At 50.8% G+C, this 25,845-nt stretch carries 27 protein-coding genes; 6 read left to right on the top strand and 21 right to left on the bottom strand.

All coding sequences use genetic code 11. The features are described 5' to 3' along the window. Positions 1–213 precede the first annotated feature (213 nt). Positions 214–486 (top strand): hypothetical protein, encoded by a 273-nt coding sequence (locus EKM97_RS09350; protein ID WP_125572142.1) that lies wholly within the window; start codon positions 214–216, stop codon positions 484–486. A gap of 46 nt (positions 487–532) precedes the next feature. Then, positions 533–1,138 (top strand): site-specific integrase, encoded by a 606-nt coding sequence (locus tag EKM97_RS09355; RefSeq protein WP_164507506.1) that lies wholly within the window; start codon positions 533–535, stop codon positions 1,136–1,138. Between the two features lie 163 nt (positions 1,139–1,301). Here EKM97_RS09355 and tsf read toward each other — a convergent pair whose 3' ends face one another. The 4 genes from tsf to EKM97_RS09375 form a co-directional block, all read right to left on the bottom strand. Continuing rightward, the gene (tsf, locus tag EKM97_RS09360) at positions 1,302–2,177 is read right to left on the bottom strand and encodes a translation elongation factor Ts (protein WP_125572144.1); all 876 of its coding nucleotides are present in this window, start codon (positions 2,175–2,177) and stop codon (positions 1,302–1,304) included. A 161-nt stretch (positions 2,178–2,338) separates the two neighbouring features. Next, positions 2,339–3,079, bottom strand: coding sequence for a 30S ribosomal protein S2 (rpsB, locus tag EKM97_RS09365; RefSeq protein WP_125572145.1), 741 nt, complete (start codon positions 3,077–3,079; stop codon positions 2,339–2,341). A gap of 139 nt (positions 3,080–3,218) precedes the next feature. Continuing rightward, the gene (locus EKM97_RS09370; RefSeq protein ID WP_125572146.1) at positions 3,219–3,500 is read right to left on the bottom strand and encodes a GIY-YIG nuclease family protein; all 282 of its coding nucleotides are present in this window, start codon (positions 3,498–3,500) and stop codon (positions 3,219–3,221) included. Next, on the bottom strand, positions 3,493–4,227 hold the full coding sequence (locus tag EKM97_RS09375; protein ID WP_125572147.1) for a tRNA1(Val) (adenine(37)-N6)-methyltransferase: 735 nt from the start codon (positions 4,225–4,227) through the stop codon (positions 3,493–3,495). The genes EKM97_RS09370 and EKM97_RS09375 overlap by 8 nt, the downstream gene beginning before the upstream one ends. 95 nt (positions 4,228–4,322) lie before the next feature. On the opposite strand from EKM97_RS09375, the gene EKM97_RS09380 reads away from it, so the two are divergent. Both EKM97_RS09380 and EKM97_RS09385 read left to right on the top strand, forming a co-directional pair. Next, a complete protein-coding gene (locus EKM97_RS09380) occupies positions 4,323–4,973 on the top strand; it encodes a lysophospholipid acyltransferase family protein (protein WP_125572148.1) in 651 nt (216 codons plus the stop codon). A 148-nt stretch (positions 4,974–5,121) separates the two neighbouring features. Continuing rightward, a complete protein-coding gene (locus EKM97_RS09385) occupies positions 5,122–6,510 on the top strand; it encodes an APC family permease (protein ID WP_125572149.1) in 1,389 nt (462 codons plus the stop codon). A 63-nt stretch (positions 6,511–6,573) separates the two neighbouring features. Here the strand turns inward: EKM97_RS09385 and EKM97_RS09390 are convergent, their stop codons facing one another. The 8 genes from EKM97_RS09390 to EKM97_RS09420 all read right to left on the bottom strand — a co-directional run bounded on the left by EKM97_RS09390 (position 6,574) and on the right by EKM97_RS09420 (position 14,122). Continuing rightward, positions 6,574–6,783, bottom strand: coding sequence for a hypothetical protein (locus EKM97_RS09390; RefSeq protein ID WP_125572150.1), 210 nt, complete (start codon positions 6,781–6,783; stop codon positions 6,574–6,576). 337 nt (positions 6,784–7,120) lie between these two features. Then, positions 7,121–7,441 (bottom strand): hypothetical protein, encoded by a 321-nt coding sequence (locus EKM97_RS09395; protein ID WP_125572151.1) that lies wholly within the window; start codon positions 7,439–7,441, stop codon positions 7,121–7,123. A 44-nt stretch (positions 7,442–7,485) separates the two neighbouring features. Next, positions 7,486–7,842: a hypothetical protein gene (locus EKM97_RS09400; protein WP_125572152.1), complete on the bottom strand. Its 357-nt coding sequence runs from the start codon at positions 7,840–7,842 to the stop codon at positions 7,486–7,488. Positions 7,843–8,096: 254 nt separating this feature from the next. Further along, complete coding sequence (locus tag EKM97_RS09405; RefSeq protein WP_125572153.1) at positions 8,097–9,002, bottom strand: WxL domain-containing protein; 906 nt, start codon at positions 9,000–9,002, stop codon at positions 8,097–8,099. A gap of 116 nt (positions 9,003–9,118) precedes the next feature. After that, complete coding sequence (locus EKM97_RS11980; RefSeq protein ID WP_164507507.1) at positions 9,119–9,274, bottom strand: hypothetical protein; 156 nt, start codon at positions 9,272–9,274, stop codon at positions 9,119–9,121. Further along, positions 9,258–10,304, bottom strand: a complete 1,047-nt coding sequence (locus EKM97_RS09410) for a WxL protein host-binding domain-containing protein (protein ID WP_164507508.1) — start codon at positions 10,302–10,304, stop codon at positions 9,258–9,260. The genes EKM97_RS11980 and EKM97_RS09410 overlap by 17 nt, the downstream gene beginning before the upstream one ends. Then, positions 10,250–11,296 (bottom strand): DUF916 and DUF3324 domain-containing protein, encoded by a 1,047-nt coding sequence (locus EKM97_RS09415; protein WP_225419258.1) that lies wholly within the window; start codon positions 11,294–11,296, stop codon positions 10,250–10,252. The genes EKM97_RS09410 and EKM97_RS09415 overlap by 55 nt, the downstream gene beginning before the upstream one ends. Before the next feature lie 12 nt (positions 11,297–11,308). Continuing rightward, positions 11,309–14,122 carry a lectin-like domain-containing protein gene (locus EKM97_RS09420; RefSeq protein ID WP_164507509.1) on the bottom strand — a complete coding sequence of 938 codons (2,814 nt, stop codon included), beginning with the start codon at positions 14,120–14,122 and terminating at the stop codon, positions 11,309–11,311. A 959-nt stretch (positions 14,123–15,081) separates the two neighbouring features. Between EKM97_RS09420 and EKM97_RS09425 the strand changes: the two genes are divergently transcribed. Together EKM97_RS09425 and EKM97_RS09430 are read left to right on the top strand one after the other, a co-directional pair. Next, positions 15,082–15,663, top strand: coding sequence for a TetR/AcrR family transcriptional regulator (locus EKM97_RS09425; RefSeq protein WP_125572156.1), 582 nt, complete (start codon positions 15,082–15,084; stop codon positions 15,661–15,663). Positions 15,664–16,370: 707 nt separating this feature from the next. Next, positions 16,371–17,948, top strand: a complete 1,578-nt coding sequence (locus tag EKM97_RS09430) for a helix-turn-helix domain-containing protein (protein ID WP_125572157.1) — start codon at positions 16,371–16,373, stop codon at positions 17,946–17,948. A 47-nt stretch (positions 17,949–17,995) separates the two neighbouring features. Here EKM97_RS09430 and EKM97_RS09435 read toward each other — a convergent pair whose 3' ends face one another. The 9 genes from EKM97_RS09435 to EKM97_RS09475 form a co-directional block, all read right to left on the bottom strand. After that, positions 17,996–19,051, bottom strand: a complete 1,056-nt coding sequence (locus tag EKM97_RS09435; protein ID WP_125572158.1) for an SHOCT domain-containing protein — start codon at positions 19,049–19,051, stop codon at positions 17,996–17,998. 64 nt (positions 19,052–19,115) lie between these two features. Beyond that, positions 19,116–19,889, bottom strand: a complete 774-nt coding sequence (gene trmD, locus EKM97_RS09440; protein WP_125572159.1) for a tRNA (guanosine(37)-N1)-methyltransferase TrmD — start codon at positions 19,887–19,889, stop codon at positions 19,116–19,118. After that, the gene (gene rimM / locus EKM97_RS09445; protein ID WP_125572160.1) at positions 19,879–20,403 is read right to left on the bottom strand and encodes a ribosome maturation factor RimM; all 525 of its coding nucleotides are present in this window, start codon (positions 20,401–20,403) and stop codon (positions 19,879–19,881) included. Before rimM ends, trmD begins: the two co-directional genes overlap by 11 nt. A 68-nt stretch (positions 20,404–20,471) precedes the next feature. Continuing rightward, positions 20,472–20,726, bottom strand: coding sequence for a KH domain-containing protein (locus tag EKM97_RS09450; protein WP_125572161.1), 255 nt, complete (start codon positions 20,724–20,726; stop codon positions 20,472–20,474). Between the two features lie 5 nt (positions 20,727–20,731). Beyond that, positions 20,732–21,004: a 30S ribosomal protein S16 gene (gene rpsP / locus EKM97_RS09455; protein ID WP_125572162.1), complete on the bottom strand. Its 273-nt coding sequence runs from the start codon at positions 21,002–21,004 to the stop codon at positions 20,732–20,734. A gap of 124 nt (positions 21,005–21,128) precedes the next feature. Beyond that, positions 21,129–21,590, bottom strand: a complete 462-nt coding sequence (locus EKM97_RS09460; protein ID WP_125572163.1) for a phage tail protein — start codon at positions 21,588–21,590, stop codon at positions 21,129–21,131. Between the two features lie 299 nt (positions 21,591–21,889). Continuing rightward, positions 21,890–23,527: a peptide ABC transporter substrate-binding protein gene (locus EKM97_RS09465; RefSeq protein WP_125572164.1), complete on the bottom strand. Its 1,638-nt coding sequence runs from the start codon at positions 23,525–23,527 to the stop codon at positions 21,890–21,892. A 90-nt stretch (positions 23,528–23,617) separates the two neighbouring features. Further along, entirely contained in the window at positions 23,618–25,054 is a 1,437-nt protein-coding gene (ffh, locus tag EKM97_RS09470) for a signal recognition particle protein (protein WP_125572165.1), read from the bottom strand. Between the two features lie 13 nt (positions 25,055–25,067). After that, on the bottom strand, positions 25,068–25,409 hold the full coding sequence (locus EKM97_RS09475; protein WP_125572166.1) for a putative DNA-binding protein: 342 nt from the start codon (positions 25,407–25,409) through the stop codon (positions 25,068–25,070). Between the last annotated feature and the right edge of the window lie 436 nt (positions 25,410–25,845).

Genomic DNA, 25,845 nt, shown 5'->3' on the forward strand with positions numbered 1-25,845 from the left:
CCTATGCATCTATTATACAACGATAACGGGTTAAGGAACTGTTACAGATAGCTTGGACAAATTATTCACCAGCCACTAAATAGTGAAGGAATACAGACCGAGTTCACTAAATCCGGATTCAAAAATTGGCACGATGCCGAGATATGCCTGAAGAACGCCGAAATAGATCTCGTTAGTGGCAAACAGTCTTATATAGAAAATGCACGTGTGACCTTGGGAGATTACTGGGAAAAACTAAGAGCTCGTAAAATCAAGAACGGAATATGGCGAGATACCACTATTGACTCGTATGACGCAAACTGGCGAAAGCATCTCGAAAAGCCGCTCGGGAAAAAGCCTCTTTCCCAAATGACTCACCGCACCGTGCAGCCAGTCATTGATGCGATTGCTGACAAAGGCCTGGCCCTTGAATCCGTACGTGGAATCTACAAGCAACTTGCGACCATCGTAAACAACGCGGTACAAGACGATATCATAGAAAAATAAGCTCGGTCATATAATACTTCGCGGCAATGATCCAAAATCTAAAGACGTGAGTGTTGTAGATTATCAAACATGGATATCATACGCGCAATCATCACTTCGCAAGCACGAGTATGCAATGCTTTGTATTGCCTCTCTCGGATTGCGGGCGGGTGAACTACTAGGGCTTCGAACAACCTCCATCAAATTTGATGATGAGAAAAAAAGTGCGGAAATCATCATCGACCTTCAGCGCAATCGATTTAATGAACTAGGAGCCCCTCTGAAAACAAAAGACTCATACCGAAAGCTGTGGGTAAATGGCGAAATTGTAGACGTGCTAAAATACTCCGTCATGTACTCCAATAATATTCGTAAAGCAAACTTCATTAGCTTGGATGCCACTCCCTGGCTTTGGGTAAATCAGTACGGTGCACCCGTAAACACCTCCGCTCTTTCGAAAATCACCTCAAAAGTCAGCAGCGGAACCGACATCAGAATCACACCGCACATGCTTCGCCACTTCTTTGCCACGCAGGCTATCGCGTCTAATGCCCCTGCTATTGACGTCATGCACTGGCTGGGACATTCCTCAGTGCAAATGACCGCGGACTATACAAGGCAGACCAAAGAGGCAGCACTGAACGTTTACGACGGGTTTAACGGTACCTGGTGATTTTTCACGGTAAAAAAATCATTTTGTACCGTGGTGTACCGTGGCGTGTACCGTGAACTCGTCAAAAACTATCCAAATTAGTCCGAATACGGCATACACAAAAAGCCGTCAAACGGCGTCCCAATCGGGATAGCGTTTGACGGCTTTCGTTAGAATCTAGGGCTTACTTCCCCTGCTGCTGAGCTACTTCAGCGGCAAAGTCGTTAGCCTTCTTTTCGATACCTTCACCAACTTCGAAACGGTCAAAGCTCTTGATGGTAGCACCCTTGCTGGCGACGTATTCGCCGACAGTCTTGTCGGAGTCCTTAACGAATTCCTGGTCAACCAGTGAGATTTCGGAAAGCCACTTGTTTACACGGCCTTCAACAATCCGAGGGATGATCTTCTCTGGCTTGCCTTCGTTCTTGGTCTCTTCAGTGAAGAGTTCAGTTTCGTGCTTGAGTTCGTCAGCAGGAACCTGATCGCGGTCGAGGTACTTAGGGTTGATTGCGGCGATGTGCATTGCAACGTCCTTAGCAGTTTCCTCGTCGCCACCCTTGAGGGTCACGAGCGTTGCAATCTGGCCACCGTTGTGCAGGTACTGACCGAAGACGTCGCCGTCTTCCTTAGATACGATTGCAAAACGACGAACAGAAATCTTTTCACCGATAACAGCGGTCAAAGACTTAGCAGCGGCGTCGATGGTTTCACCATCAAGGTCCAGTGCAAGTGCGGCGTCGAGGTCGGCTGGCTTGTTAGCAGCGATGGTCTTAGCCACTGCAGTTACGAAGTTCTGGAACTTGTCGTTGGAAGCAACGAAGTCAGTTTCAGCGTTAACTTCAACGATTGCGGCGGTGTTGCCGTCGATAGCGATTTCTGCAAGACCTTCAGCAGCAATGTTGCCGCTCTTCTTGGCAGCCTTAACGAGACCGCGTTCGCGCAGAACGTCGATAGCCTTGTCCATGTCACCGTCGGCTTCAACGAGCGCCTTCTTAGCGTCCATCATGCCGGCCTGAGTCTTGTCACGCAGTTCCTTAACCTGTTTTGCGGTAATAGCCATAACTGGCAGTCCTCCTTAAAAATACGAATGTCCATGAAAAAAGCTGCCCGGAGCACCAGGCCCAGACAGCTTATTAACTTAAGTAAGGCTGCGGCAAAAGGCAAACGCCTACGCCGCACAACGCCACGGAAAATTCCGTGCGTCTAGTCTCAATTGAAGTCTTAGTCCTTAGCGTCTTCAGCTGGTGCAGCAGGTGCTGCTTCGGCTGGGGCGTTTTCTTCACCCTGACGGCCTTCGATGATAGCGTCAGCCATCTTCGCGGTGATCAGACGAACGGCACGAATCGCGTCATCGTTAGATGGGATGATTACGTCGATGTCATCTGGGTCAGTGTTGGTGTCAACCATCGCAACGATAGGAATGTTCAGCTTCTGAGCTTCCTTAACGGCAATGCGTTCCTTGCGTGGGTCAACGATGAAGATAACGTCTGGGATGCGAGGCATGTCTTCGATACCACCGAGGAACTTGGTGAGCTTTTCCTGCTGCTTCTTAAGCAGAGCCACTTCCTTCTTGGGAAGGACATCGAAGGTCCCGTCTTCAGCCATCTTCTTGATGGACTTCAGGCGACGGATACGAGTCTGGATGGTGTTCCAGTTCGTCAGGGTACCACCGAGCCAACGGTGGTTAACGTAGAACTGGCCGGCACGGGTTGCTTCTTCAGCAATGCTGTCCTGGGCCTGCTTCTTCGTACCAACGAACAGGAATACGCCACCGTCAGCGGCTTCTTCCTTGACGAAGTTGTAAGCATCGTCAATCATCTTAACCGTCTTCTGCAGGTCAATGATGTAGATACCGTTACGTTCCGTAAAGATGAATGGCTTCATCTTAGGGTTCCAACGACGGGTCTGGTGACCGAAGTGGACACCAGCTTCAAGCAACTGCTTCATGCTGAGTACTGACATGATAAATCCTCCATGATATGGTTTATTTTCTTCTTGCCGACTTCACCTTGCGAAAAGACCCTCTTCAGGCACCGATTTCACAATCCATCGACAATGCAAGTTTGTGTGTTTTACACACTCGAATAGCATACCAGAGCTTTCAACGCCACGCAAGGCCATGTGCTGCCAAAAATTGTTCTTTTTTTGCGCGACTCTGGTGTTTGAAATGCCACTCTGCGGACAAGGCGTCATGCTTTTGTGCAAAAGCTTCCTTATACAATAGTCGCACTGGCCGCCGACTTTTGGTGTACTTGGCCCCTTTACCGGCGTTATGCGCCGCCACCCGTGCGGTTACGTCCGGACTGTAGCCGCCGTAAAACGTGCCGTCTGCACACAAAAGCACGTAGAAGTAGTACTGCTGCTCAGTTTCATCCTCAGCCATGAATTAGCGCCGCCACTTCCGCCGTGTACGCACCATTTGTATCGTAAACCACCAATGGCGACAAAATTCGCACCCCATCGGGTTTACCGCTACGCCGTGCCTCAATCAGCACCATGTTGGCCTCACGACCGGCCTTAGGGTGCACGAAGCGAATGCGCTTGGGCGCGAGGTCATGGGCCACGAGCGTGCTCAACAGTTCGGGCAAGCGGTCTGGGCGGTGGACAAAAAAGGCCTTCCCGCCCGTTTTAAGCAGTCCCGCACTAATCCGGGCCACCGTGTCAAAATTCGTGGTCAGTTCGTGGCGGGCCAGTGCTAATGCCTCGTTGGGGTTCTGCACGTCACCTTCGCGCACCTTGAAATATGGCGGGTTGCAGGTGACAACATCGAAGCTGTCCTTGGCGGCGTGTTGCCAAGTGTCTGCCAAGTCGATATTGAGCACGCGCACGTGGTCTGCCATCTCGTTAAGTTCAACGCTGCGCCGTGCCATATCAGCGAGTCGCGGTTGCAACTCCACCATCGTCACGTCCGCACCCGTGCGCCCAGCGACGAATAAACCCACTGCACCGTTACCGGCGGCGAGGTCAATCACGCGACTTTTGGCCCCCGCCACCGCGAAGTCGGCGAGCAGCACCGCATCGAGGGAGAACGCAAACACGCTGGGACTTTGAATGATGCGTACCCCAGCGGACTGCAACTGGTCAATCCGTTCGTCTGCATGTAATTCCATGTTCAAAAAACTCCTTCTATCATATGTATCCGTTGCAATTGTATCATGCACGGTATGGTATAATGTGGCGCAAGTATTAGAAACGAGGTTACAGAATGTTCTATTCATTCATCCGCGGCGTTGTCCGTGTTCTGCTTTGGATCATCAACGGTAACATTCATTATGAAAATAAAGAGGCTCTGCCTGAAGGCACCTACGTCCTGGTCGGTCCGCACCGCACCTGGTGGGATCCCATTATGTTCGCCCTCGCGGCATCCCCGCGCAAGTTCAGCTTTATGGCCAAAAAGGAAACATTTCGTAATCCAATCATACGCTGGATTATGGTACATGCCAATGCCTTCCCAGTTGACCGTGCGAACCCCGGCCCCAGCGCCATTAAGACGCCGGTGAAAACCCTGCGTGCCGGTGAATTATCCCTCATCATGTTTCCGAGTGGTTCCCGCTACTCGGCCGAACTGAAGGGTGGCGCGGTCATGATTGCCAAACTCGCGAAGGTACCGTTGGTGCCAGCCGTTTACCAAGGCCCGCTCAAGTTCTCCCAGCTCTTGTTGCGCAAACGCATCACCATCCGCTTCGGTGAACCAATCACCGTTGGTGCCGGCCGGCTGGATGAAGCCAAAATCGCGGCGGTAAACGAACAAATGGAACAGGCTTTTGACGCAATCGATAAGGCCATCGACCCAACGTTCACCTACACGCCAGACACCGCTAAATACGAAAAAGAACACAAAAACGGGCAAGTTTAGGCTGAACGCCCGCACGACCCACATCCGCGTGGGTCGTTTTTATTTACGCCATAATTGTAATGAACTGTGCCTGTTCCTGTGGCATAATAAAACAGTTAGTGTTTAATATATGCATCGCTAGTCATTAAAAATAATTTTGGAGGTACCTATGTCCTTCTGGAAACATATCTTTGCAAAACAGGACGTGGCCGCTGCCACCAACGCTGATCATCAGCTCGTGCGCACGCTGCACACTCGCGACCTGATTAGTCTGGGAATTGGCGCGGTGATTGGGACCGGGATTTTCATTCTGCCCGGTACGGTTGCCGCAACTACTGCCGGCCCTGGCATCTCGATTTCGTTCATCCTCGCCGCGGTGGTCTGCAGTCTGGCCGCCATGTGCTACGCGGAATTCTCCAGCGCCTTGCCAATTGCCGGCTCCGCCTACGCGTATGGCAACATCGTCTTTGGCCAAATCGTGGGCTGGATAATCGGCTGGGCACTGATCCTGGAATACATGTTGGCGGTGGCCGCGGTCTCAACTGGATTCGCCGGCTATTTTGCCAGCCTAATTGGTGGTTTCGGGCTGCACATTCCCAAGGCGTTGTCCGGTTCATTTAATCCTGCTGGTGGCACCTACGTGAACCTGGTCGCCGTGGCGGTAGTGCTAATCATCGGTCTCCTGCTCTCGCGCGGGATGAAGAACTCGATGGTGGTCTCCCGCGCAATGGTGCTGGTCAAAATTACCATTATCATCGTCTTCGTCGGTGTTGGCCTTTTCTTCATTAAGCCCGTTAACCTGCACCCCTTCGCACCTTTTGGCATGAAGGGCATTCTCGCGGGAGCTGCAACCGTCTTCTTCGCCTACTTGGGATTTGACGCCGTCTCCGCCAGCGCGCCCGAAGTGGTCAAACCGCAGCGCACCTTGCCGCGCGGCATTATCGGCACGCTGATTGTGGCAACGATTTTGTACGTTGCGGTTGCAGTTGTCCTTACCGGGATGGTCAAGTACACCCGCTTGGATGTCGCCAATCCTGTGTCTTACGCACTGGAGGTCATCCACCAGCCGCAACTCGCTGGGGTCATCGCAATTGGCGCGCTGGCCGGCATGTTCACGATGATGCTGACAATGATTTACAGTAGTAGCCGCCTCGTTTACGCTATTGGTCGTGATGGCCTACTGCCGAAGTGGTTCGGTCACGTTAAGAATGGCCTGCCAGAAAACTCCCTCTGGACCGTGACCATCATCATCGCCGTCATGGGTGGACTCATTCCACTCGACCAGCTCGTGAACCTAGTCAACATCGGCACGCTCATCGCCTTTGCTTTTGTTTCCATCGGCATCGTGCCTTTGCGCCGCCACAAAGACGTCGTCAATAACGGCTTCAAGGTGCCGGGTTACCCAGTCGTCCCAGTTCTCTCCTTTATCTTCTGCCTCATCTTCATGAGTCAGCTGAGCTTAGAGACCTGGGAGATGAGTGGTATCTGGTTTGCCATCGGCCTGGTAATCTACTTCGCCTATGGCTACCGCCATGCGACCCACGTCACCAGTAAATAATGCAAAATGCCTGCCACGTAAACCAACGTGTGGCAGGCATTTTTGTGTACGTTTAGTTACCGCTCATCCTTGAGTTTGCAAAGTCATCAGCCTTTCGTATAGCCGCCGCGCCTCAACCACGCCGCCCAGTCCCGGCGTCAGCACTGCACCTTGCAACCGGCCCAGAAGCGTTGTCCACAAAAGATCATGCGTTGCCACCAGCTGACAATTTGTCCGGACCGCCGGCAAACGCGCGCCTTGGGGCGTACTAATCATCGCCGTTTTCATCGTCATCGTACTCACCTCACTCACATGAGTCAAAACATACTGCTAAACTTTACATTTTTTGGTCAGGAAAACGAGGGTTGTTGGTCGTTGCTATTGCGCCGCCAGTGGTTAATGCAGGAGCATACGTCCGCCATAAAGCACCAGTAGCGGTGTTTCTAGGACCCCTTTACGGATGACATTGGCAGTCGGCAGTAAAAGCAGCTGCAACGCCCCCACTTCAATTCTAAAGCCAAATTTGGAATTTGCATATCCGCATATTTTTTCTGACACAATATAAAAAGAGCAGTTAATTTCGGTCGAAATTAGCTGCTCCAATCGTGATGAAGATTGTCTGCTGAAATGCTTACACTTCGTTTAGCCAGCCGTTATTTTCCTTATCAGGCCGCGGTCTGCCTAAATAAAAGACCAGATAGTAGTTATCTGTGCGCGTTGAACCTGAAACACCACCTGCGCTACCACCAACCCCTCCAGAGATATCCGAGCGCAAAATAACGTCCACAATTTCATCAACGTAGCGTGCTGCTGTTGCCGCTTGCTCATTGATTCGCACCCGCTTTTTTAAAAATTGTCCCCAGGCGTTCCCGGGAACGTATACGGAGCGGACATTGGGAATTCCCTTGTAGGTAAACGACATGTCCGATAACACTCTCAAATTGTCACTCATGCACTTAGCTCCTGCTCTTTTTGAACGTCATTAGGACGACCACCTTACTTTGACTGGCCACCATTGCGCCGCAGCCGCAGAAACTGGACCAGGTCAGTCCCCGTAATGGCAAGCACAAACACGATTGCCGCCGCGATGTCGAGCTTTGCGCTTTGACCGCCAATGGTCACAATGGCCATGAACGCACACAGAACCAGATCGAACATAAGCTGGCCGCGTGCCATGCGGAAGTTCTTCATTGGGTGTTTACGCATTCGCTCAATGTAATAAGCGCCATAGATGACGGCAAAGGAGAAGAAGGCTAGCTGCTCATACTGCTCGCCTGCCATAAACCACCAGATGGCCGCCAATCCTGCCAAGGTAGCCAGAAAGTGCTCGCGCACCCATGCGATAATATTCATCGTAACGCTCCTTACTGTTTTAACTCTTGCGTTCCATTATAACGTAAACTGACTTAGAAAACAGAACACCGCCATGCAAAAAACGCCTCTCCAATTGGAAAGACGCTTTTTACCAACGCCATCATCCCGAAACGATGGCGTCAAATCATATTCACTTACTAAGGATGCTTAACACACAATGCTCAGCGTCCAAGGAAGACCCAGTTCGCGCGGCAACGGAGTACCTCAATTCCCGTCGCGTTGGCAACCAGTTCTTATTGAAGCGTGCTGGAAAGGGTCCAGGTCAATGTGGTTTCGTAAATCCCGTTCTGCGCGGTGAATGTCTGTGGCAGGGTCAAGCGGATGTTGTTCCGGTCCCAACCAAAGACGTCGGCCCCGGCACCTTCACCAGTAGCTGCAGTTGCAACAGTGTGCTGCGTGTCCGTTGCGCTCACATTAACTGCAATGGTCTTAGCGATATCGCTAACGGCAGTTGAACTACCCGCCTGGTAACCCTGATCTTGGCTCTCGTTGGTCAGGCCGTAAACGGCATCTGCGGTTGCACCAGTCTGGGCGTATGCGGTGTTCGCAAATGACAGCGTCGCATCGGTGGTGGTGCCCGTTGCGTTACCAGCATCATCCTTCAAGGTCAATGGGCCGTCAGCCTTCACGCTTAGCGTCCAGTCACCTGGTTCGGAAGTTGCACCCGTTGAGGCAGCATTTTCAGCAGCGGAACGGGAGTCCTGCTTATCAACAACCGTTGCCCACGCCTTGCCCTTAACGGCTGCCAGGTTAGCGTCCTGCGTGTTCAAAATGGCAGTTTGGTTTGCCTGACCACCCTTGTAGTTCACGTAAGGGGTGTTCTGATCAGTTTCAGTGTTGTTAACTGGCTGGTTCTGGCCGTCAGCCGTAAAATTAGGGTAAGCGGCAAGGAACTGCGTGTGGTTACCAAAGTCCAGAATGTTTGGTACCTGCTGCAAACGCAGGTAGCCGGTGTTCCCGGTGCTTGGCAGCTGGCCAAAGGAGATGCCGGCGGTTGTTGACCCGTTTTGAGGCAGTGCCTGGCCGCCATTAACAGTAGCGTCGTTATTTGGTGTCGCCGCACTTGCAATTACCGGTGCGGTCATCGCCAATGCGGACAAGACGGTTGCGCTAGATACAATAAGCTTAGTGAATTTCATGAGAAATCCTCCTTCATAATGTGTGGTGCTAAAGTGTGCGCCGAAACGCGTTTTTATCTCGCACTGAGGTGACGCGCGACATAAACATCGATTAAAAACGTTAACTTTGACGTTCACTAATTGGTAGTGAACGTAACCCAAGAATTAAGCTGCTGCTGCGTGCGAACAGCCATAACTATGCTGAAAATCAACAAAATGGTCAGCAGCGCCATTAAAATGGTGCTGCTCCACCATATTCGGTGGTAACCAAAGCGGTTAATGAGTTTCTGCATGATGCTTCCTCCTTTTGTGGAATATGCCAATTCCACTGACCACGACGACAATTGCAATTAGTGCGATGAGCCAAATAACAGTCTGTGCAAGGACATACTCACTATGCCCAACGAATTCATAACGACCGTCTTTGTGTACTCGCACATAACGAATTAGGTTTTCCTGATATGCGGATGTTTGAATGTGCAGCTTGAGGCGGTACACGCCTGAGGCGAGCTTAGCCCCGGCGAGTTTGTTGTCGAGCTGAAAAGTACTGTGGGGCGCAATTTTGAGTCCATGATGCCGCTTTGCGTAATTCAGAAATCCGGCACGGGCATTCTGCAGTTGTACCGTGATACCAACGTCAGTCAGAAATGCGGATTCTGGGTTCTGGAGCTGTAGACTCACGTTTGGGTTCACTAAGGCAGTTTTACCGGGGCGCGCGCGCAAACGCAGTTGCCGGTAATGCTGAATTGGTCGGCCATGTAGCAATAGCCCCACTTGATAACGCACCTTGTTGGTCACTGCACCCTTAGTCGCAACTTTGTTTTCAACTTGAATTGCGTACGCGCGATCACCCGTAAAATTCGTGGCGACACGCGGAATGGTGACGAGAACGCGCTCAACCTGCCGTGGGGCCAATTTGACCAACCGCCGATAACGGGGCAGCGTCGCACCAGTAACTCGCTGAGCCATTGGCGTCATTTTCTGCGCTGGCAGATAGTTCACGCTGCCATTGCGGGCCGTTGTTGCCGTCAATACCGCCACTGCAATTGTTTGGTGCGCGCTGCTGGGGTTGTAGAGAAGCACACTGAATTGTCGACTCGTCCCTTGGTGCACGCGTACTTCAAAGTAACCCCTTTGCGCACTGACCAGATTATCAGTCGGTAATTCCGGGCGCATCATAAACTGCGCACTTGCAGAAACAACTTGGGGACGCACAAACATAAACGCTCCGGCGCAAAGACCCATGAGGATGCTAACTGCGGCGCGAGTTAGCGTGGTCGAAATTTCATGACCCAAACAAAAATGCCAATTGAAGCGATCCATAGAATACCAACTCCTGCAGCCGTGTACGTCCATTTGTTGACCGGTTTCTTCACCGCCTGCTCATTGAGTGTCTTCACGGTGTGTTCAGCAACGCGGAACTTCTTCTTGAAAGTCCAGTTCATTGGAAAATGTGTGGCGTAGTTCTGACCTTGCAATTTCACCTTGATGAGATAAGTTCCCGGCTTCATGCTGTCATAATTCCACGAGATTGGTAACCGCATCGTTGAATTCGGGGCGATTAAGAAACCGCTGGCGTTGTACGTTCGGGTTAAGCCACTATCGCCCTCTCGCGACACACTCGCCTGCACCGTGGCCGCACGCAGTGGCATTGGCTTCGTATTCCGCAAAGTGATCCCAAGTGCTGGGTGCTTGTTAAAGAGAAATGGACTCGTTTGGACATAGTGCATTTCGGGGCCAATTTCATCAAACCGATTACCGCGTAACACTACCCCAATGGAGTAAGCATAGTTAGCGTGCACGGCGGTTTTCTTTTTAAGGTCCTTGTTGACTTTTTCCAGAAAATGCCAGTCACCATAAATCATGCCGCCAAACTGCTTCCGTGGGTATTTAATGGTGACGTTGATGACTTTCACCCCGTGTGGTCCAAGTTTGAGAGTCGCATCCCCTTTATCGAGCTTGGCAATGGTGGTCAGGGGAATTTTCAGCGTCGAATCAACGGCCACGCCTGCAGGTGAGAAATCAATGCCGCCACCATCCTGTGTGTAGGCATTGCGCAATTGCGACTTCACTGTGATTCGCTTATTAGTAAAGTTCTGAACACGCATTTGAATTTTCTGAACGGTATTAGGTGTTGCCTGCAAATCAAAGTAATTCTTGGACATGTTGACCTGACTATCAGGGAGCACTGGCTGCACTTCGAAATCGTTTTGGTCTGTGGAACTGGCCGCTTGCACGCTCTTTAAACTGGTTGCTCCCAGAACCAACGCCATCACGACAACAAATCCTAGTGCGAATTTTGTACGTTTACTCAAAGTCTTCTCCTTCTACGGCAGTGCTGAAGCCGTCCACGTTAAGCTGGTCGTATACTTGGCCTGCTGGCGAACGGTTGCTTTCGGCACATGCACCCCAACACTGGCACCACCCGTCGTCTGATTACCGAAGTTAAGCTGCCAGTTCTGAGTACTCATTGTGTTCTGAGCCCCTTCCCCAGTACTTGGCGTCTTGGTTGCCGTCAAAATGGTTTGTGCAGTGCCGTCGGGGCTCAATTCAAAGTCAGCTGAAGAGGTGTACTGGTAAGCGGCACTCGGCGCATTTTGCTGGACATCAGTGTTGCGGACCTGCAGATTCTTAAACCAAAGCGCCGCATCATTCAAATCGTGAGTACCATCACTGAATTGGCCATTCTGGCTGACACTTAATTGCCAGCTGGTGATGCCAAGCCGGTCGATAATCGCAACGCCAAATGGCAGTTTTTGACCAGTTGCAGCGCGCATCTCCCCCAGTTTGTAATCCCGATTACTCTGTTCTTGAGTGAAATTACCGAAGTCAATTTGCGGATCCGGGTTAAGTTCGAACATCCGCTGATCAAAGACGTAGGTCAAGGTCGTGTCCTCTGTCCCGAAAACAGGATCAGGAGCATTCGACGCGTCATAATTGTCTAGTGTGCCAGTAGGCGGCAACGCGACATCATAGGTGTAACCCCACAAACTGCGGTCACTATGGCTACCCGGCAGGTTGCCGCCGGGATTGTTTGCGCTCAGCTTAGTTCCAACTAGACCGGTAAAACTCTGCGTCCGCACAATCTTACCGGTGACACGGTCATAGTCACGAACGGTGATTTTTCCGTTTTTACCGTTTGCAAAAGTTAATTCACCATCAGCAACAGTGGCAAGCTGATCATCACTTTCCTGACTCCATGCTTGGTCGGTGTCCTGCGTACGCACGGCAGTAATGCCTTGGGCAGAATTCCACTTCACTTCGTAGGTTTTCGTCGTCCCGACGTAACCCGCAGGCGGTGTCTTTTCCGTCAGTTCAAAAATCTGGTCGCCGCTCTCACTCGGAACGATTTGCGCACGGCCATCATCCCCAGTGGTCACGTCCTGATTTTCGCTGCCACTAGTCGTCACATTCTTGACGTTAAAAACTGCATTTGCCAGGCCCAGCTTTTTGTTTTGCTGATCAACCTTGTGAATCACGAACGGTTTTTGCACGGGCAAATTCACATTAACCGTATTCGATTGACCAGTTTTGCTATTCCCAGACACGGTGGCCACGTTGGGCACAACGGTTTTGTCCGTTTGTTGTACAGTGGCTTGCAAACGCAGTGAGAACTGCTGACCTTCATCCAAAGCGTACGGAAACGAAACGGTATTGTCGCTGGTGTACTCGGCATCGCTGAGCGCCTGATATTGCCAATTAGTATCATCATCGGCAATCTGCAGTGAATTGGCTTTGTAGCTCAGTCCTGAGTCTAACTGGTCGATAATCTTACCAACACTAATGCCGGTTAAGTTTGCGTAATCCAACTGGTACTCGACCGTATCGCCAATCTTGGCATCAGTTGCGTTCGCAAAGTCCGTTTGTTGCGTCACATTTTTAACTTGCTTTTGCAGCACATACGTTTCCGGTGCATCACGTTTCACGTACTTGTAGGTAACGTTGTAAGGTGTTGACGCTGAGAACGTACCTTTATCTTGACCATCAGACGTATCTGCCGTGTAGGTGCCGGTGTACTCATACCAGGAATTATTGGACTTAATCCAGTTGGTGCGCCGGGTTGAAGCGTCCCAGGAATTACCGGTTTCACCATTTAAGGTGATGGCGGCCTGCAAATCCGCCCCACTATCATCTTGGAAATGAATGATCACAGGCTGTGCGCTCTGCGGCAGTTTGTTTACCGCCACGGCTTGGAACGTTTTATGGGGCCCAGTTGCGCCGGTGTAGCCGAATAAAACGTGATCGGATTTGAAGTAATCTTGGACATTCTTGATTTCAAAAGAACTTGAGGTTTTCGTTGGGCTTGCGCTTCCCGCGACGGTATTCGTTAAGGTGTACGTTAACACCCCACCCAGAACGCGCTGGCCGGCATCATAGGTAACTTTTGGCTGCCAGCTAACCGTGAATGGTTTCCACTGCGAGTTCGCCAGCGGCACGTTAAGAGAAACAAATTGCAAGTGACCAACGTCTGCCGAAACTTTTGTCGTTAACGGCGTATCCCCAGGACGGACAACTGCCAAATGGCCGTCGCCATCATTGACTTCATTGACGTCATAACGGTCATCGATGACATTGGAGTTGTTAAAGTAACTATCCATTTCAATCGAAAGGGCATTTTGAATATAATTCCCCAATTCACCGTACCTACTGCCGCCACCATCCGGGTCATAGCCCCACGGATAGGCTCCCAGGCCCCCACCCGGCGTGCCGTATGCGTGATAACCTTGCGGATCATTCTGTAAGGTAAAAGTCATCCCGTCAGCGGCTGAATTATTGCCGGTCATCGAGCTCCCAAAGTAATGAACGGTGTCGTAAGTAAACGCGTTGTTCAAATCAATACGCTGCTTCGACCAGAGCCCCCCAATCTGCCAAAGCCCGTTTGCGGGCGTCACAATCATGGCTTGCGGGTAAACCGTACTGATTACAGAATTGTTCTTAAAGTTATAACCACTGGGAATGGCAACATCATTCCGTACGAATGCATCAGAGATGCGCAAGTTGTTGGTACTTGCCGGTGGCGCTGAAGGCCAGTCACTCGCCCGATCGGCTTCAACACGGCTAGGCGAGATCAGAAATGCGGTGACTAGTGAAGCAAGCAACACAAGGGTCAAAGTGACTCGTTTCAACAGTGACTTCTTCATATGTCTAATCCCTCCTGTCTCGGCTATTTCAAAAAAGCGATGGTAGTTAAATACTAAAAACATGTATAATGAAAAAAGTGCATACGGGTACCCATACCCGTCTAATCCCGAAATTAGCATTGCACTACGAACACAATCATGTTCGCTTGCTAAGTTGCCGCTTAACAAGTGATGGTGAACGTCTGGGTTGATTGCCGTCAACCAGGCGCAAGGGCGCGTTTGCCGACGCGCCTTTTTTTGACCTCAAAATAGTGATTGAAGAAATCGTGAGGTGTTTTCGAACAATGTAAGTATACAATATCTAAAGTTATTTTTTGACGCAGAATTCTTTAGTTAAGGTTCTGGTTTTTGAAATTTAATCCAATTTATGATGATGAGTATAAGCCTGCACGTCATTTAATGAGCAAAAACTGTCAAATTGGCTAATAATTAAGCTTGATTTAGGTGATGATTACCCGCTTTAGATTAACTATTTTTCCTCTGTTTTCGATATGGAGCTGTCTTTATATAAGTGATTGCACTCATACATGCAATCATGTTGTGTCTTTGTTTCACTTTTTACCCCATCACATTATGTCACGCATCTCGAGCTTTCCATCACGGAAGTCTGTTGCAATGCTATTAAGCCTATCAGTTTGTGACGAATTACGGCTGGTTCAAGGTTCGTCGCGCGACATACTAATTCACAAATATAAATATGGGAAAGCAATCATAAAAGTAATACTCGCTTATTCCATTTAAGCAGCCTAATCATTGAGACTGAAATATGTAGGGCAATCGTTAACGTTGTTATTTATACGGGGCATTCGGTCAAAAATATCCCATATGGGCCACTTCGCGATTATTGACCCGCCCCAAAAGTGCCTATTTGCAAATGAATGCGTTAGAATTAAAGGGTTCGTCCAATTTCGGCTCTGGGAGGGCCTGGACGCAATAGAATTTTGCTTGGGAGAGTATTAATGGCAAATAAAGCAAATGAGGTTGACCTCCGCTCACGCAAATCAAAACGAGCTATTGGCAAAGCTTTCGTTCAATTGCTGGCAGACAAATCGTTTGAAACGATTAGTGTCATTGAGATTACGACGCTAGCCGAGATTGGGCAATCTACTTTCTACCGACATTACCGCGACAAGTATGATTTAGGCCGTCATGTGATCAACTATTTTCTCGATCACTTCGGCCAGCTATATATCCAGCGACTGGACACCAAAGGATCAAGCAGTAGTGCACAACCTTCAGACACCCGGTATGCCGCGCTACTAGCAGGGATTCGCGTTCTGTACACAATCAACACCGCTGAACTCAATTTTGAAGATTGTGCAATTAACCACATTGCGCAGCGCATCGAGCGCGATTTCTTGGCGTCATCCCTAGACCTCAAGTTTCCCGATGAAATCGCGCACGGTCTCGCCACACTCACCTACTGCTTTATTGTGAACATGGTACGACGGGGCAAAAGTTACTCAATTCCGGAACTGCGCGACCGAATTCACGAGTTTCAATACGCGCTGACTGAGCTGAATATTGCACTGCGTGTGTAGGCGACGTTTGTAGTCTATCTTGCTGACCCACACGCCAACATTTCTTCGCCAATGAAAAAGGATCTGCCACTGTATTGTGGTGGATCCTTTTTTCATTGGCGTTTCTTTCGAATCGACACCCGGCCAAGCCGCACAGTCGCCGTTTTGTTTGCCGCTAACCGAGTCACGAGATTGCGCTAACAGCGCACTCAAAATGAGTGGATGAGGCGACATATAAGCCATCGCGTATGGTGCTCATGATTATTGGCCGCATTTTGTTGCGTATATTATCGACCACTTTTTTCAACGGCATTGAACACACTCACGATCCACAGGTGTTAAAGAATCGCGAAGCATATTTGCGACTCAGGGATAATTCGCAGTGTGCGTTAAGTTGGGCCTGTAGCCCACTCGCCATCACTATATTCACCACATTATTTGATTGCAAAAGTCCACTATTAGCATATGCGTATAGATTGCTTAATTTTCTTGATTAGACTTTTAACTAAAGGAAACATTAGTTTACAGCAACCGCGTCCCTAAAATAACCTTCTTTATTTAAAATAAGAAGGTAGCTATAAATCAGCAAAATAAAAATCATTAACAATGTTTTAACCAAATGACCTGATGCTCACCACAGGCGCTGCTCAACCGCACAACGATGATCAACGCCATTTCGTACCACAGACCCCGCTCCCCTACACCCCTACAGAAAGGAAGTCACGCGCATGTTCAATGAATACCTGCTGGACACACAGGCCAGCACCAACCTCATCATCTTCAAGTACCTGAAAAGCCACGACACAACCAGCGTGACTGTTGCCGAGCTTGCAAAAGTACTCGACTCTTCCTATTCAAAGGCGCAACACGCGCTCAACACAATTCTTGCAGATCTTGCCACGATGCAGAATATTCCCCTCGAAGATGCCCCCGCTAAGATGGCAGGGTTCCGGCAACTCGCGGCTAACATCTCCCGTGAGGACTACCGGCGGCACCTGCTGACGGATTCGCTCGTTTTCAAACTGTTTAACGCAATTTTTCAGGGTGACAACGTGGACATTGCGGGTTTTGCGATAAGCAATGACAGTAGCGTCTCGACTATTCGGCGTAAGGCTGAACCGCTGCGCGACTTTTTGCTCGATAACGGCATTGTCTATGACACCAAGAATTCGGTCATCAGCGGCAACGAGGTCAACATTCGCACCTTCCTCGCGGCCTTTTATACGGATGTGTACGGCGGCACGACCTGGCCGTTCAGGACCATCGATCAAGACCGTATCATCGACCTGTGCACGGTGCTTCAGCAGAAGCGCGACGAACTGGGTGGTGAACACCTCGATTACATTCCCTACAACCGCATGATTAGCCTCGCTGTCCAACTCCTGCGGATGCAGCAAGGCCACTACTACGTCATGAACGCAGCGGTGAATTCATTACGGATGCTGGCAGATGATATTGACGAATTGATTTTCACGAGTGCCAATTTCCCCGAAGTGCCGCCACGCACGCTACTGGCTGAGCAAAATTATTTCTACTTCACCGAAATCATCCGTCTCAATTACAGTGGCAATGACAGTTGCTTCCAGCAAGGTATTCGCGCGTTTTTTGCGCGCAGCAATAATCCAGTCGGCCAGTTTGTGAGCAAACTACTGCAGGTGCTCAAGGTGCGCCTCGACCAGATTACCTTCATGGAAATCGAAAACAACAAAAGTACCGTCACCAACCTCTACCGAATGGCTTATGCCTACTACGCGGTTGGTGCGGACTTCACCGACATCAACTACCTCCACGCAGAGAACCAGCAACGCATCGCCGTGCATCCGCTCTGCGGCATCATCGATGACATGCTCAGCACCATTCCCTTGCGTGCCGATACGCATGTCTTTAAGCGCTTTGCACCGCGGTTTACCCATTCACTGGCGCTCCTCATTTTACCGACAGTTGGACATTACGCAGCGCAACCAATGTTAACGGCCCGCCTCAGTTTCGACTTCATCGACTCCGACGTGCTGGATGCCATGGCCGTGCTTGAAAACGGCGGTTGGGTGCGGCAGCTGCCAAGTAGCTCGAATGCTGAAGCGGATGTGGTCATCACGACCGCGACTCAAGCCAAACGCATGCTTTCCGAACTGGAAGGTAATGTCGATCCTGGGCAACTGCCAGCGCGCAACGAGAACCAGCGCATTATTTACTGGAACACGGCGCATACTGCACGCGATCTTAAGTGCCTGTACGACATCGTGATTGACCTGGCGCACAAGAAACTCGACTATCTCACCATGAACCGGAATCTGACAGCACGGTAACATAAAAAGACGTCCAATCACTATAATCGTGGTTGGGCGTCTTTTAGCTATATTCCAAGGATCTGCTGTTTCTTCGCAGCAAATTCTTCTGAAGTAATAACACCAGCGTCTGCCAATGTCGAAAGTTGTTTCAATAGTTCAATATCATTGAGCGTCAAGCTTTCCTTTACTGGGTCTTCTTGTTGAGATTTCTGGTCAGTGTGAACAAATTTGAAATTATCAAACTGAGGTGCATTACTTTCAGTCAATTCGGAGCGAAACCGCGAATTAAACCCTTTGAAATCAGTTAATTCAACGATGATGGTTGAGACGTCCTCGACGTGGCTTCGATTTTTATCAATGCTACGTACGATATCAGCGGAACGCCCGAACCAAATTCGTTTAAAAACGTAACCGGCAAAAGAACCGGTATCAGACACTTCACGACTATTCCGATCAACTTGAATATCATTCAATTGATATCGTGGTGCATTTTCATCTGTATCAAATCCAACCTTGCCGTCGCTAAACTGCATCAATTTGAACGCGTCAGCTACGATTCCAATCGAATCAGTGCTTCCACTAGTAACAACTCGAGCTTCATTACTGATATCCCGTTGCTGTGCCACCCGCATATCATCGAAAATATAGCCTGAAAACTTTTGTTGCTTCACGATTCCCGCATTGATTCTGAAAAGGAACATCATTAGACTAGCCGCTAATTCCTGACCGCGTCCGTACACAGCCCAATAACTGTTAGTGTTTATCGAAATTTTGTAATGGTCTTCATCGTCACTTTCAATTGTTAACTGGTCCTCAGTACTATCCACCAAAACACTTTTGAAAGTCAGGACTCCAGTTTCAATTTCACGCACAACTGCCAAACTATCATGTGACGCTGCAATAACAGCTGGCTTCCCGTTCTGTGTGTACCCGCATATTAAACGACTAACCCCACGTTCATCAAATCTCTTATTTTCAGAACAAACGTTAATGGCCTGTTCAATCAGCGTTCCGTGTTTTGGAGTTGCTTTGCCGTAACCTTCTGATTCAACAAACAGTTTATTTTCACGACGAACCTGATAGCGATAGTCAGCCTCATCTTTAATTAGCTCATTACCCAATCTGCATCCTCCATAAAAATAGCCGAGCGTTTATTGCTCAGCCATTGTACTTTTTACTCATTCATCAATCTACTGGGTCAATTCCCAGCCGCTTCTCGGCGGCCTTAGCGTTTTCCTCACCCTTGACTTCACGCAACATTTTGGCCGCACGCTTATCAAGTTCGAGTCCTTCAAGCAAGTCCGGACGCCGCAGGTACGTGCGCCGCAGACTTTCCTTCAGTCGCCAGTCATCAATCAGCTTGTGGTTTCCGTTCTGCAAGACAAAAGGCACGTCCATGCCGCGGAAAGTAGCAGGACGGGTGTACTGCGGATACTCCAGTAATCCGTTCTGGAAGCTGTCCGTTTCTGGGGAGACACTGTTGCCAAGAACTCCGGGAATCAGCCGCGCGGTGGCATCAATCATTGCCATCGACGCAATTTCGCCCCCAGTAAGTACGAAGTCGCCGAGGGAGAATTCGTCCGTTACCAGCGTGCGAATGCGCTCATCGTAGCCTTCGTAGTGGCCGCAGATGAACACCAAATGGTCCTCATGTGCTAATTCGTCAGCCGCGGCCTGATCAAACTTGCGCCCAGCTGGGTCCAGCAAAATCACACGCTTTTTGCCACTGTCGGCCGCATTAATGTCATCCATCGCCTCAAAGATCGGATCCGGTTTCAGCAACATCCCCGCGCCGCCGCCATAAGGCGTGTCGTCAACGTGCATGTGCTTGTCGTGGCTATACTTGCGGAAGTCAATCAGGTTCAGCGCCAATTTATCGTCTTCAACGGCCTTACCGATGAGGGATTGCTTCAGTGGCGCGAACATGTCCGGAAAAAGTGTTAAAACATCAATTTTCATCTGGATCCAGCCCTTCCGGTACGTCCACAACCGTCACTTTACCCGGTACATCAACCTTAAGCACCACGCTTGCAATGTAAGGCAGAAGCAGGTCCTGCTTGCCCTTTCGGCCAACCACCCACACGTCATTAGCACCAGGACTCAGAATCTCCTTGATGGTACCCAAAGAATTGCCGTCGACGTCCTGCACGTCCATCCCGATGATATCGCGGTAGTAGTACTCGTTTTCAGCTAGCGCCGCTTCGTCCAGCTTGTCGTCAGCAACACCGAGCATCTGCCCCTTGAACGGTAGCACCTCGTTAATGTCCTGGTAACCAGCAAAGGTCACGAGCACCATTCCCTTGTGGGTGCGACTACTGGTCACCGTCACCTTCTGTGGTGTCTTGCTTAGGACATAAAGTTCGGCACCCCTCTTGAAACGTTCCTGCGGAAAATCGGTGGTGGCAAGCACCTTGAGTTCACCGCGGATTCCGTGCGTGTTCACGATTTTGCCGACGTGATAATACTCTGGCATGTGGGTCCTCCTGTGGGTTGCAAAATTCTGGCTAAAATTAATAAAAAAGAGCCGGCCACGGCCGACTCTTAGTGCTTCTTACGTGTGTCCACAATATTGAGGCGCACACGCTTGGCGTATGGCGAACGCACGCCGTACACGACGGCGCGCAGAGCCTGGGCGACCCGCCCCTGCCGACCGATGACGTTACCGACATCTTCTGGCGCAACGGTCAGATCAAACGCCATGTACTCGGCGGTCTCATGAGCCTTGATGCTGATGGCATCCTGCTGGCTGACCAGGGGACGGACCAGATTCTCAATTAATGGCGCAATCTCGACCATACTGACTACTTGGTGAAGCGAGCTTCGTGGTACTTCTGCATGAGACCCTTAGAGTGCAGGATCGTGCGAACAGTATCAGAAGGCTGTGCACCCTTCTGGAGCCATGCCAAGGTCTTGTCATCGTCCAGCTTGATGGTTGCTGGTTCGGTGAGTGGGCTGTAGTAGCCGAGCTGTTCGATGAAACGGCCGTCACGTGGGGAGCGGCTGTCAGCAACAACAACACGGTAGAATGGGTTCTTCTTGGAACCCATGCGCTTCAAACGAATCTTAACTGCCATGAATGTAATTCCTCCTAGAATTCTTAACTTGTATAGAATACCAGAGCGTCGGCCGGCTGTAAAGTGTTTTTTCTTTACAGCCCTGAAGTTTTACAGAACCGGGGCAATTTGCGGCTATCTTTGCCTAGTACTCACCTTTGATCACAAAGTAGCTGCCGCGAATCGTACCAGCAAGCTTCGACTTTTGCCGGGCGAACTTGAACTTATCCGCCAGTGGCGTTGGCACAGCCATCCCGTCACTGAGCTTAAAGCCAACAGCGCGCTTGCCGCCGTCTGCCAAGGTATACAGCACGTTTACGCACAAGCCATCTTCATAGAAGACATAGGTCCACTTAATGCCCGAAACTGTGAACTGACTCACCTCAAGCGGGCGCGCCGAGATGACAATGTCGCGTTCAGCCAAAATGGTATTCACGTAATCGAGCACAGCGGGCTGTGTGGCAGCCGTTTCGGTCGTGAAGCTGTGCTTGTATTTGTTGTGGAAGTAGCGCGCCTCGTTCGCCCGCAGTCCTGCCAGTGCGGGTGCCACTGGGGAACTGCTTAGGCCCTCTTCAGAAACGTTCTTAAAATCGACTGTATCGCTCATTAACTCAGCCTCCATTTACGGTTTCGTGGCATCATTGTAGCGCTTTTGCACGAACAATGCTCATTTTATTTTACCGGCCAAATAGCGCAAAAAAGGGCTGTGCCAAAAGAATGTAGCACACGAATGTTACATCGTGGTCGCGTGCCGGCCTAGCGTTTCAGCGCGCAGTGAGACGGACACCGGAGGGCTCCCGCTATACAAGCAAGCACCGGTCAGAATCCTAAGTTCAGGATTGCGACTGGTGCTTGCTTGTATAGCGGGAGCTAACCGCCTTTTGGCACAGCCCCGTTCTGATTGCGTTACTTGTTCGTGACCCCGACGAAGTTAATCACACCGTTCGGGCTCAGTTGCATTCCCTTGATGCTCGTCTTCGTCAGGTGCGCCGCCCCGCGCTGGTAGAAGGCAATAACGCCAGCATCCTTCGTCAGAATCGCGGTCGCCTTTTGCATATCGTTCCACCGCTTGCTGGCGTTGGCCGCATCTGTAGTCGCGGCCGCCTTGATCAGCGCGTCGTAACGACTGTTCTGCCACTGACCACTGTTGTACGCGTTATAACTCGTGAACAAGTCAAGGAAGCTAATTGGATCTGGGTAATTCGCCCCCCAGGCTGATACCACCATATCGGTTTGATGCGCCTGACTCAGCTGCACCCGTGTTTTGAACGGCACGGACTGCGTCTTAACGGTCAACTTAGCGCTACTGCTGGACAGCTTGCTGAACGCACTCTGCAGGTATGCGAGCGTGTCCTTAGCATTATCGGTATCGTCACTCACAAGCGTGAAGCTGGCCGACTTGAGGCCAAGATCACTCATGCCGGCCTTGAACAAGGCGCGTGCCTTCTTGAGATCGTAACGACTATACTTGCCCGTCGTCTTAGCCGCCGTTTTGGCAAAATCTGCCCCGTTGACACTACTGTAAGTCATCCCGCTGGGAATAATGCTGCTGGCCGGCTGGGAGCCATCGCCTAACACCTGATCGATAAAATCGCGGCGGTTGATGGCCATGGACAAGGCCTGGCGCACCTTTTGGCTCTTGAACGCCGGTACCCGGCTTTGCGTCATTTCAATGTAAAAGGTCGCATTTTGCGGCACCACCTTGTAATCACTGCTAGACTGCATTTGCCGCGCGGTATCACCGGTCACGGTCACGTCATCAAGTTTACCCGCCTGGAACAAATTCAGTGCGGTTCCGTTATCCTTGACCACCTGACTTTTGAGCGTCTGCACGTGCACATTCTTGGCGTTCCAATAACGCGGATTCTTGGTTTGCGTCCAGTGATTAGCGCTGCCCTGCCAGTTTTTGAGCACGTATGGGCCGTTGAACGTCAGTGTCTTGCTGCTAGTGCCAAACTTATCACCGTACTTGCGCACCTGCTTGGCTTCAACCGGGTAGAAGGTCTTGAGCGTCATCAGTGGTTCAAAATACGGAACAACGTGGCTCAGGTGTACGGTCAGCGTGTTGCCCTGGGCACTCACACCGAGACTACTTGCCGGCTTCTTTCCTGCGATGATCGCATCGGCGTTCTTGATGCCGCTAAACAGGTAGGCGTACTCAGACTTCGTGGCCGGATCGACCGCGCGCTGCCAGGCGTAAACAAAATCCGCGGCGGTCACTGCACGGCCATCGCTCCACCGTGCAGTCTTGCGGATGGTGAAAGTGTAAGTTAGCTGATTAGCTGCTACTTTAGCACGACTGGCCGCCATGTCAGGTGTGAGCTCCTTGCCGTCATATCGGTACAGCCCAGCGTATACATTCGCCATGGCTTGTGCCGAAATGGCATCGGATGCTCGCGCCGGGTCCATCGTTGTAATCACATCACCGCCCATCGTCGAGATGGATTCGGCCGCCTTCTGCGCTTTCTTATCACTATGGTTACCACATGCAGCGAGACTAAATAGCAGAATACCCGTTGCACCTGCTAATAATGCCTTCTTCATTATTGCAATCCCCTATAATTTTCCCCAATATCGGCGCCACAGCCGCAAAAAAGCGCGGCGACGTAGAGCCGCTGCGCTTTTGCGAGGCCATTAAGACTTAAAACGCTTGGCGTTCTTCAGTCGCTTCTTCTTGTTCTTCTTCTGCTGCTTCATCATGCGGTTCATCGCCATCTTGCCAAGCTTGCCCTTAACACCGCCGCCCATCATCTGTTCCATACCGGCCATGTTCCCCTTGGTCATCTGGTTCATCATCTTCTTGGAGGCGTTAAACTGCTTAATCAAGCGGTTCACTTCCAATACAGGACGACCGGAACCAGCAGCAATACGCCGACGCCGGGAAGGGTTCAGCACATCGGGCTCAACCCGTTCCTGTTCAGTCATGGACATGACAATCGCCTTCATGTGCGCGATGTCCTTCGGATCCATCTTGAAGTTCTTGAGTGCAGGGTTGTTGGCCATACCCGGAATCATTTTGAGCAGGTCTTCCATGGGTCCCATGCTGGTCACCTGGTCCATCTGCGCAATGAAGTCGTTGAAGTCAAAGCTGTTTTCCTGAATTTTCTCGGCGAGCTTGTTAGCTTCCTTCTCGTCAAAATTCTTCTGGGCCTTGTCAACCAGTGTCAGAATGTCACCCATCCCGAGGATTCGGTTGGCCATGCGGTCAGGATAGAACACGTCCAGCGCATCCATCTTTTCACCTTGACCAGTGAATTTGATTGGCTTACCGGTGACGGCACGGATGGACAATGCAGCACCACCACGGGTGTCCCCATCGAGTTTGGTCAGAACGACCCCAGTAATGTCGAGTTGTTCGTTGAACCCCTTGGCAACATCTACCGCAGCCTGACCAGTCATGGCATCGACCACCAGCAGAATTTCGTCTGGGTGCGCGATTTCCTTGATGTCGGCCAATTCCTGCATCAACTTCTCGTCAATCTGCAGACGACCAGCCGTATCAATCAGGACGTAATCGTTGTGGTTGGCGTGCGCTTGTTCAAGCCCTTGACGCACGATTTCCCGTGGGTCAGTATCCGTGCCCATTTCGAAGACAGGCGCGTTAACGGATTCACCCACCACCTGCAATTGCTTAATCGCAGCGGGACGGTAGACGTCGGCTGCAATCAGCAGTGGCCGTGCCTTTTCGTTTTCTTCGAGGTACTTGGCGAGCTTCCCGACGGTGGTCGTCTTACCAGCACCCTGTAGCCCAGACATCATGATGACGGTCGGAATCTTGTCGGACTTGTTCAGTGGAACGGCTGATTCCCCCATGGTGGCGGTCAACTCGTCGTTCACAATCTTGACAATTTGCTGGGATGCGTTGACACCATCAAGAACTTCTTCACCGATGGCCTTTTCGCGCACCCGCTTAACGAAGTCCTTCACGACTCCGAAGTTAACGTCGGCTTCAAGCAACGCAAGGCGGATTTCCCGCATCGCATCGCGAACGTCACTCTCGCTAATCTTCCCCTTGCGGCGCAAGCCGGCGAAGGTATTTTGGAGACGCTCTGTTAATCCTTCAAAAGCCATTTATTTCTTCCTCCTACTGGGCAACCTGCTGCTGAACGGAACCCAGCAGGTGGCGCAACTTACTATCATCTGGATACTGGTCGTGGACGTACTTACCAAGTGCATCCACAGCTTCATTGGTTGCTTCAAACTTCGCAAGCAAGTGCAGCTTGGCCTCATACTCCTCAAGGGCGTTGGCAGAGCGGCGGATGTTATCATACACCGCCTGCCGGCTGACACCAAAATCCTCGGCGATTTCGCCGAGGGAGTAATCATCACCATAGTACAGCTCGAGGTATTCTTGCTGCTTATTCGTAAGTAACCCGCGGTAAAATGCGAACAGATTGTTCATGCGGTTGGTCTTCGCCAGTTCCATTTGATCAGTCCTTTTCATACTTATATAGGATACCGGCAAGCGCCTTCCCCGTCAACGTTTATCGCTGTCCGTCAGCGATAGTGTTTCAGTGACGAAGTCACGCTGGGCCTCTTTGGTGTTTTCATGACGCCGTTAGACGGTGGAGTCGGCAACTCCGGTGGTGGTGCTCTTGGGCTACGCTCCGGGAACTACGTCGGGCGGGGACCGCTTCAGCCCGCTATTGCGGTCTTCCGCTGGCGGAGTCGCCGCAAGAACGGCGTCAACTCCGCGCTCCCGAGATGATTGTGTGAAGCCACGACGGCAAATACGGCCGTCCTGTCTCCAAACAATCATCTTTTCGCCCGACTCCGTTCCCTGCACTTCGCCCAAGCACACCACCACCTCCGTGGCCGACACGTTACTGAGTGGCAACCCCCACAGAGACTGGGCGACGAAC

Origin of the sequence: Lacticaseibacillus songhuajiangensis, assembly GCF_003946025.1 — a bacterium.
In the GTDB taxonomy this organism is placed as follows: Bacteria; Bacillota; Bacilli; order Lactobacillales; family Lactobacillaceae; genus Lacticaseibacillus; species Lacticaseibacillus songhuajiangensis.

Bases quoted from the DNA above. Each gene is read 5' to 3' on its own strand.
- tsf (WP_125572144.1), bottom strand. From the start codon at position 2,177: ATGGCTATTACCGCAAAACAGGTTAAGGAACTGCGTGACAAGACTCAG.
- rpsB (WP_125572145.1), bottom strand. From the start codon at position 3,079: ATGTCAGTACTCAGCATGAAGCAGTTGCTTGAAGCTGGTGTCCACTTC.
- EKM97_RS09370 (WP_125572146.1), bottom strand. From the start codon at position 3,500: ATGGCTGAGGATGAAACTGAGCAGCAGTACTACTTCTACGTGCTTTTG.
- EKM97_RS09375 (WP_125572147.1), bottom strand. From the start codon at position 4,227: ATGGAATTACATGCAGACGAACGGATTGACCAGTTGCAGTCCGCTGGG.
- EKM97_RS09380 (WP_125572148.1), top strand. From the start codon at position 4,323: ATGTTCTATTCATTCATCCGCGGCGTTGTCCGTGTTCTGCTTTGGATC.
- EKM97_RS09385 (WP_125572149.1), top strand. From the start codon at position 5,122: ATGTCCTTCTGGAAACATATCTTTGCAAAACAGGACGTGGCCGCTGCC.
- EKM97_RS09390 (WP_125572150.1), bottom strand. From the start codon at position 6,783: ATGACGATGAAAACGGCGATGATTAGTACGCCCCAAGGCGCGCGTTTG.
- EKM97_RS09395 (WP_125572151.1), bottom strand. From the start codon at position 7,441: ATGAGTGACAATTTGAGAGTGTTATCGGACATGTCGTTTACCTACAAG.
- EKM97_RS09400 (WP_125572152.1), bottom strand. From the start codon at position 7,842: ATGAATATTATCGCATGGGTGCGCGAGCACTTTCTGGCTACCTTGGCA.
- EKM97_RS09405 (WP_125572153.1), bottom strand. From the start codon at position 9,002: ATGAAATTCACTAAGCTTATTGTATCTAGCGCAACCGTCTTGTCCGCA.
- EKM97_RS11980 (WP_164507507.1), bottom strand. From the start codon at position 9,274: ATGCAGAAACTCATTAACCGCTTTGGTTACCACCGAATATGGTGGAGC.
- EKM97_RS09410 (WP_164507508.1), bottom strand. From the start codon at position 10,304: ATGGATCGCTTCAATTGGCATTTTTGTTTGGGTCATGAAATTTCGACC.
- EKM97_RS09420 (WP_164507509.1), bottom strand. From the start codon at position 14,122: ATGAAGAAGTCACTGTTGAAACGAGTCACTTTGACCCTTGTGTTGCTT.
- EKM97_RS09425 (WP_125572156.1), top strand. From the start codon at position 15,082: ATGGCAAATAAAGCAAATGAGGTTGACCTCCGCTCACGCAAATCAAAA.
- EKM97_RS09430 (WP_125572157.1), top strand. From the start codon at position 16,371: ATGTTCAATGAATACCTGCTGGACACACAGGCCAGCACCAACCTCATC.
- trmD (WP_125572159.1), bottom strand. From the start codon at position 19,889: ATGAAAATTGATGTTTTAACACTTTTTCCGGACATGTTCGCGCCACTG.
- rimM (WP_125572160.1), bottom strand. From the start codon at position 20,403: ATGCCAGAGTATTATCACGTCGGCAAAATCGTGAACACGCACGGAATC.
- EKM97_RS09450 (WP_125572161.1), bottom strand. From the start codon at position 20,726: ATGGTCGAGATTGCGCCATTAATTGAGAATCTGGTCCGTCCCCTGGTC.
- rpsP (WP_125572162.1), bottom strand. From the start codon at position 21,004: ATGGCAGTTAAGATTCGTTTGAAGCGCATGGGTTCCAAGAAGAACCCA.
- EKM97_RS09460 (WP_125572163.1), bottom strand. From the start codon at position 21,590: ATGAGCGATACAGTCGATTTTAAGAACGTTTCTGAAGAGGGCCTAAGC.
- EKM97_RS09465 (WP_125572164.1), bottom strand. From the start codon at position 23,527: ATGAAGAAGGCATTATTAGCAGGTGCAACGGGTATTCTGCTATTTAGT.
- ffh (WP_125572165.1), bottom strand. From the start codon at position 25,054: ATGGCTTTTGAAGGATTAACAGAGCGTCTCCAAAATACCTTCGCCGGC.
- EKM97_RS09475 (WP_125572166.1), bottom strand. From the start codon at position 25,409: ATGGAACTGGCGAAGACCAACCGCATGAACAATCTGTTCGCATTTTAC.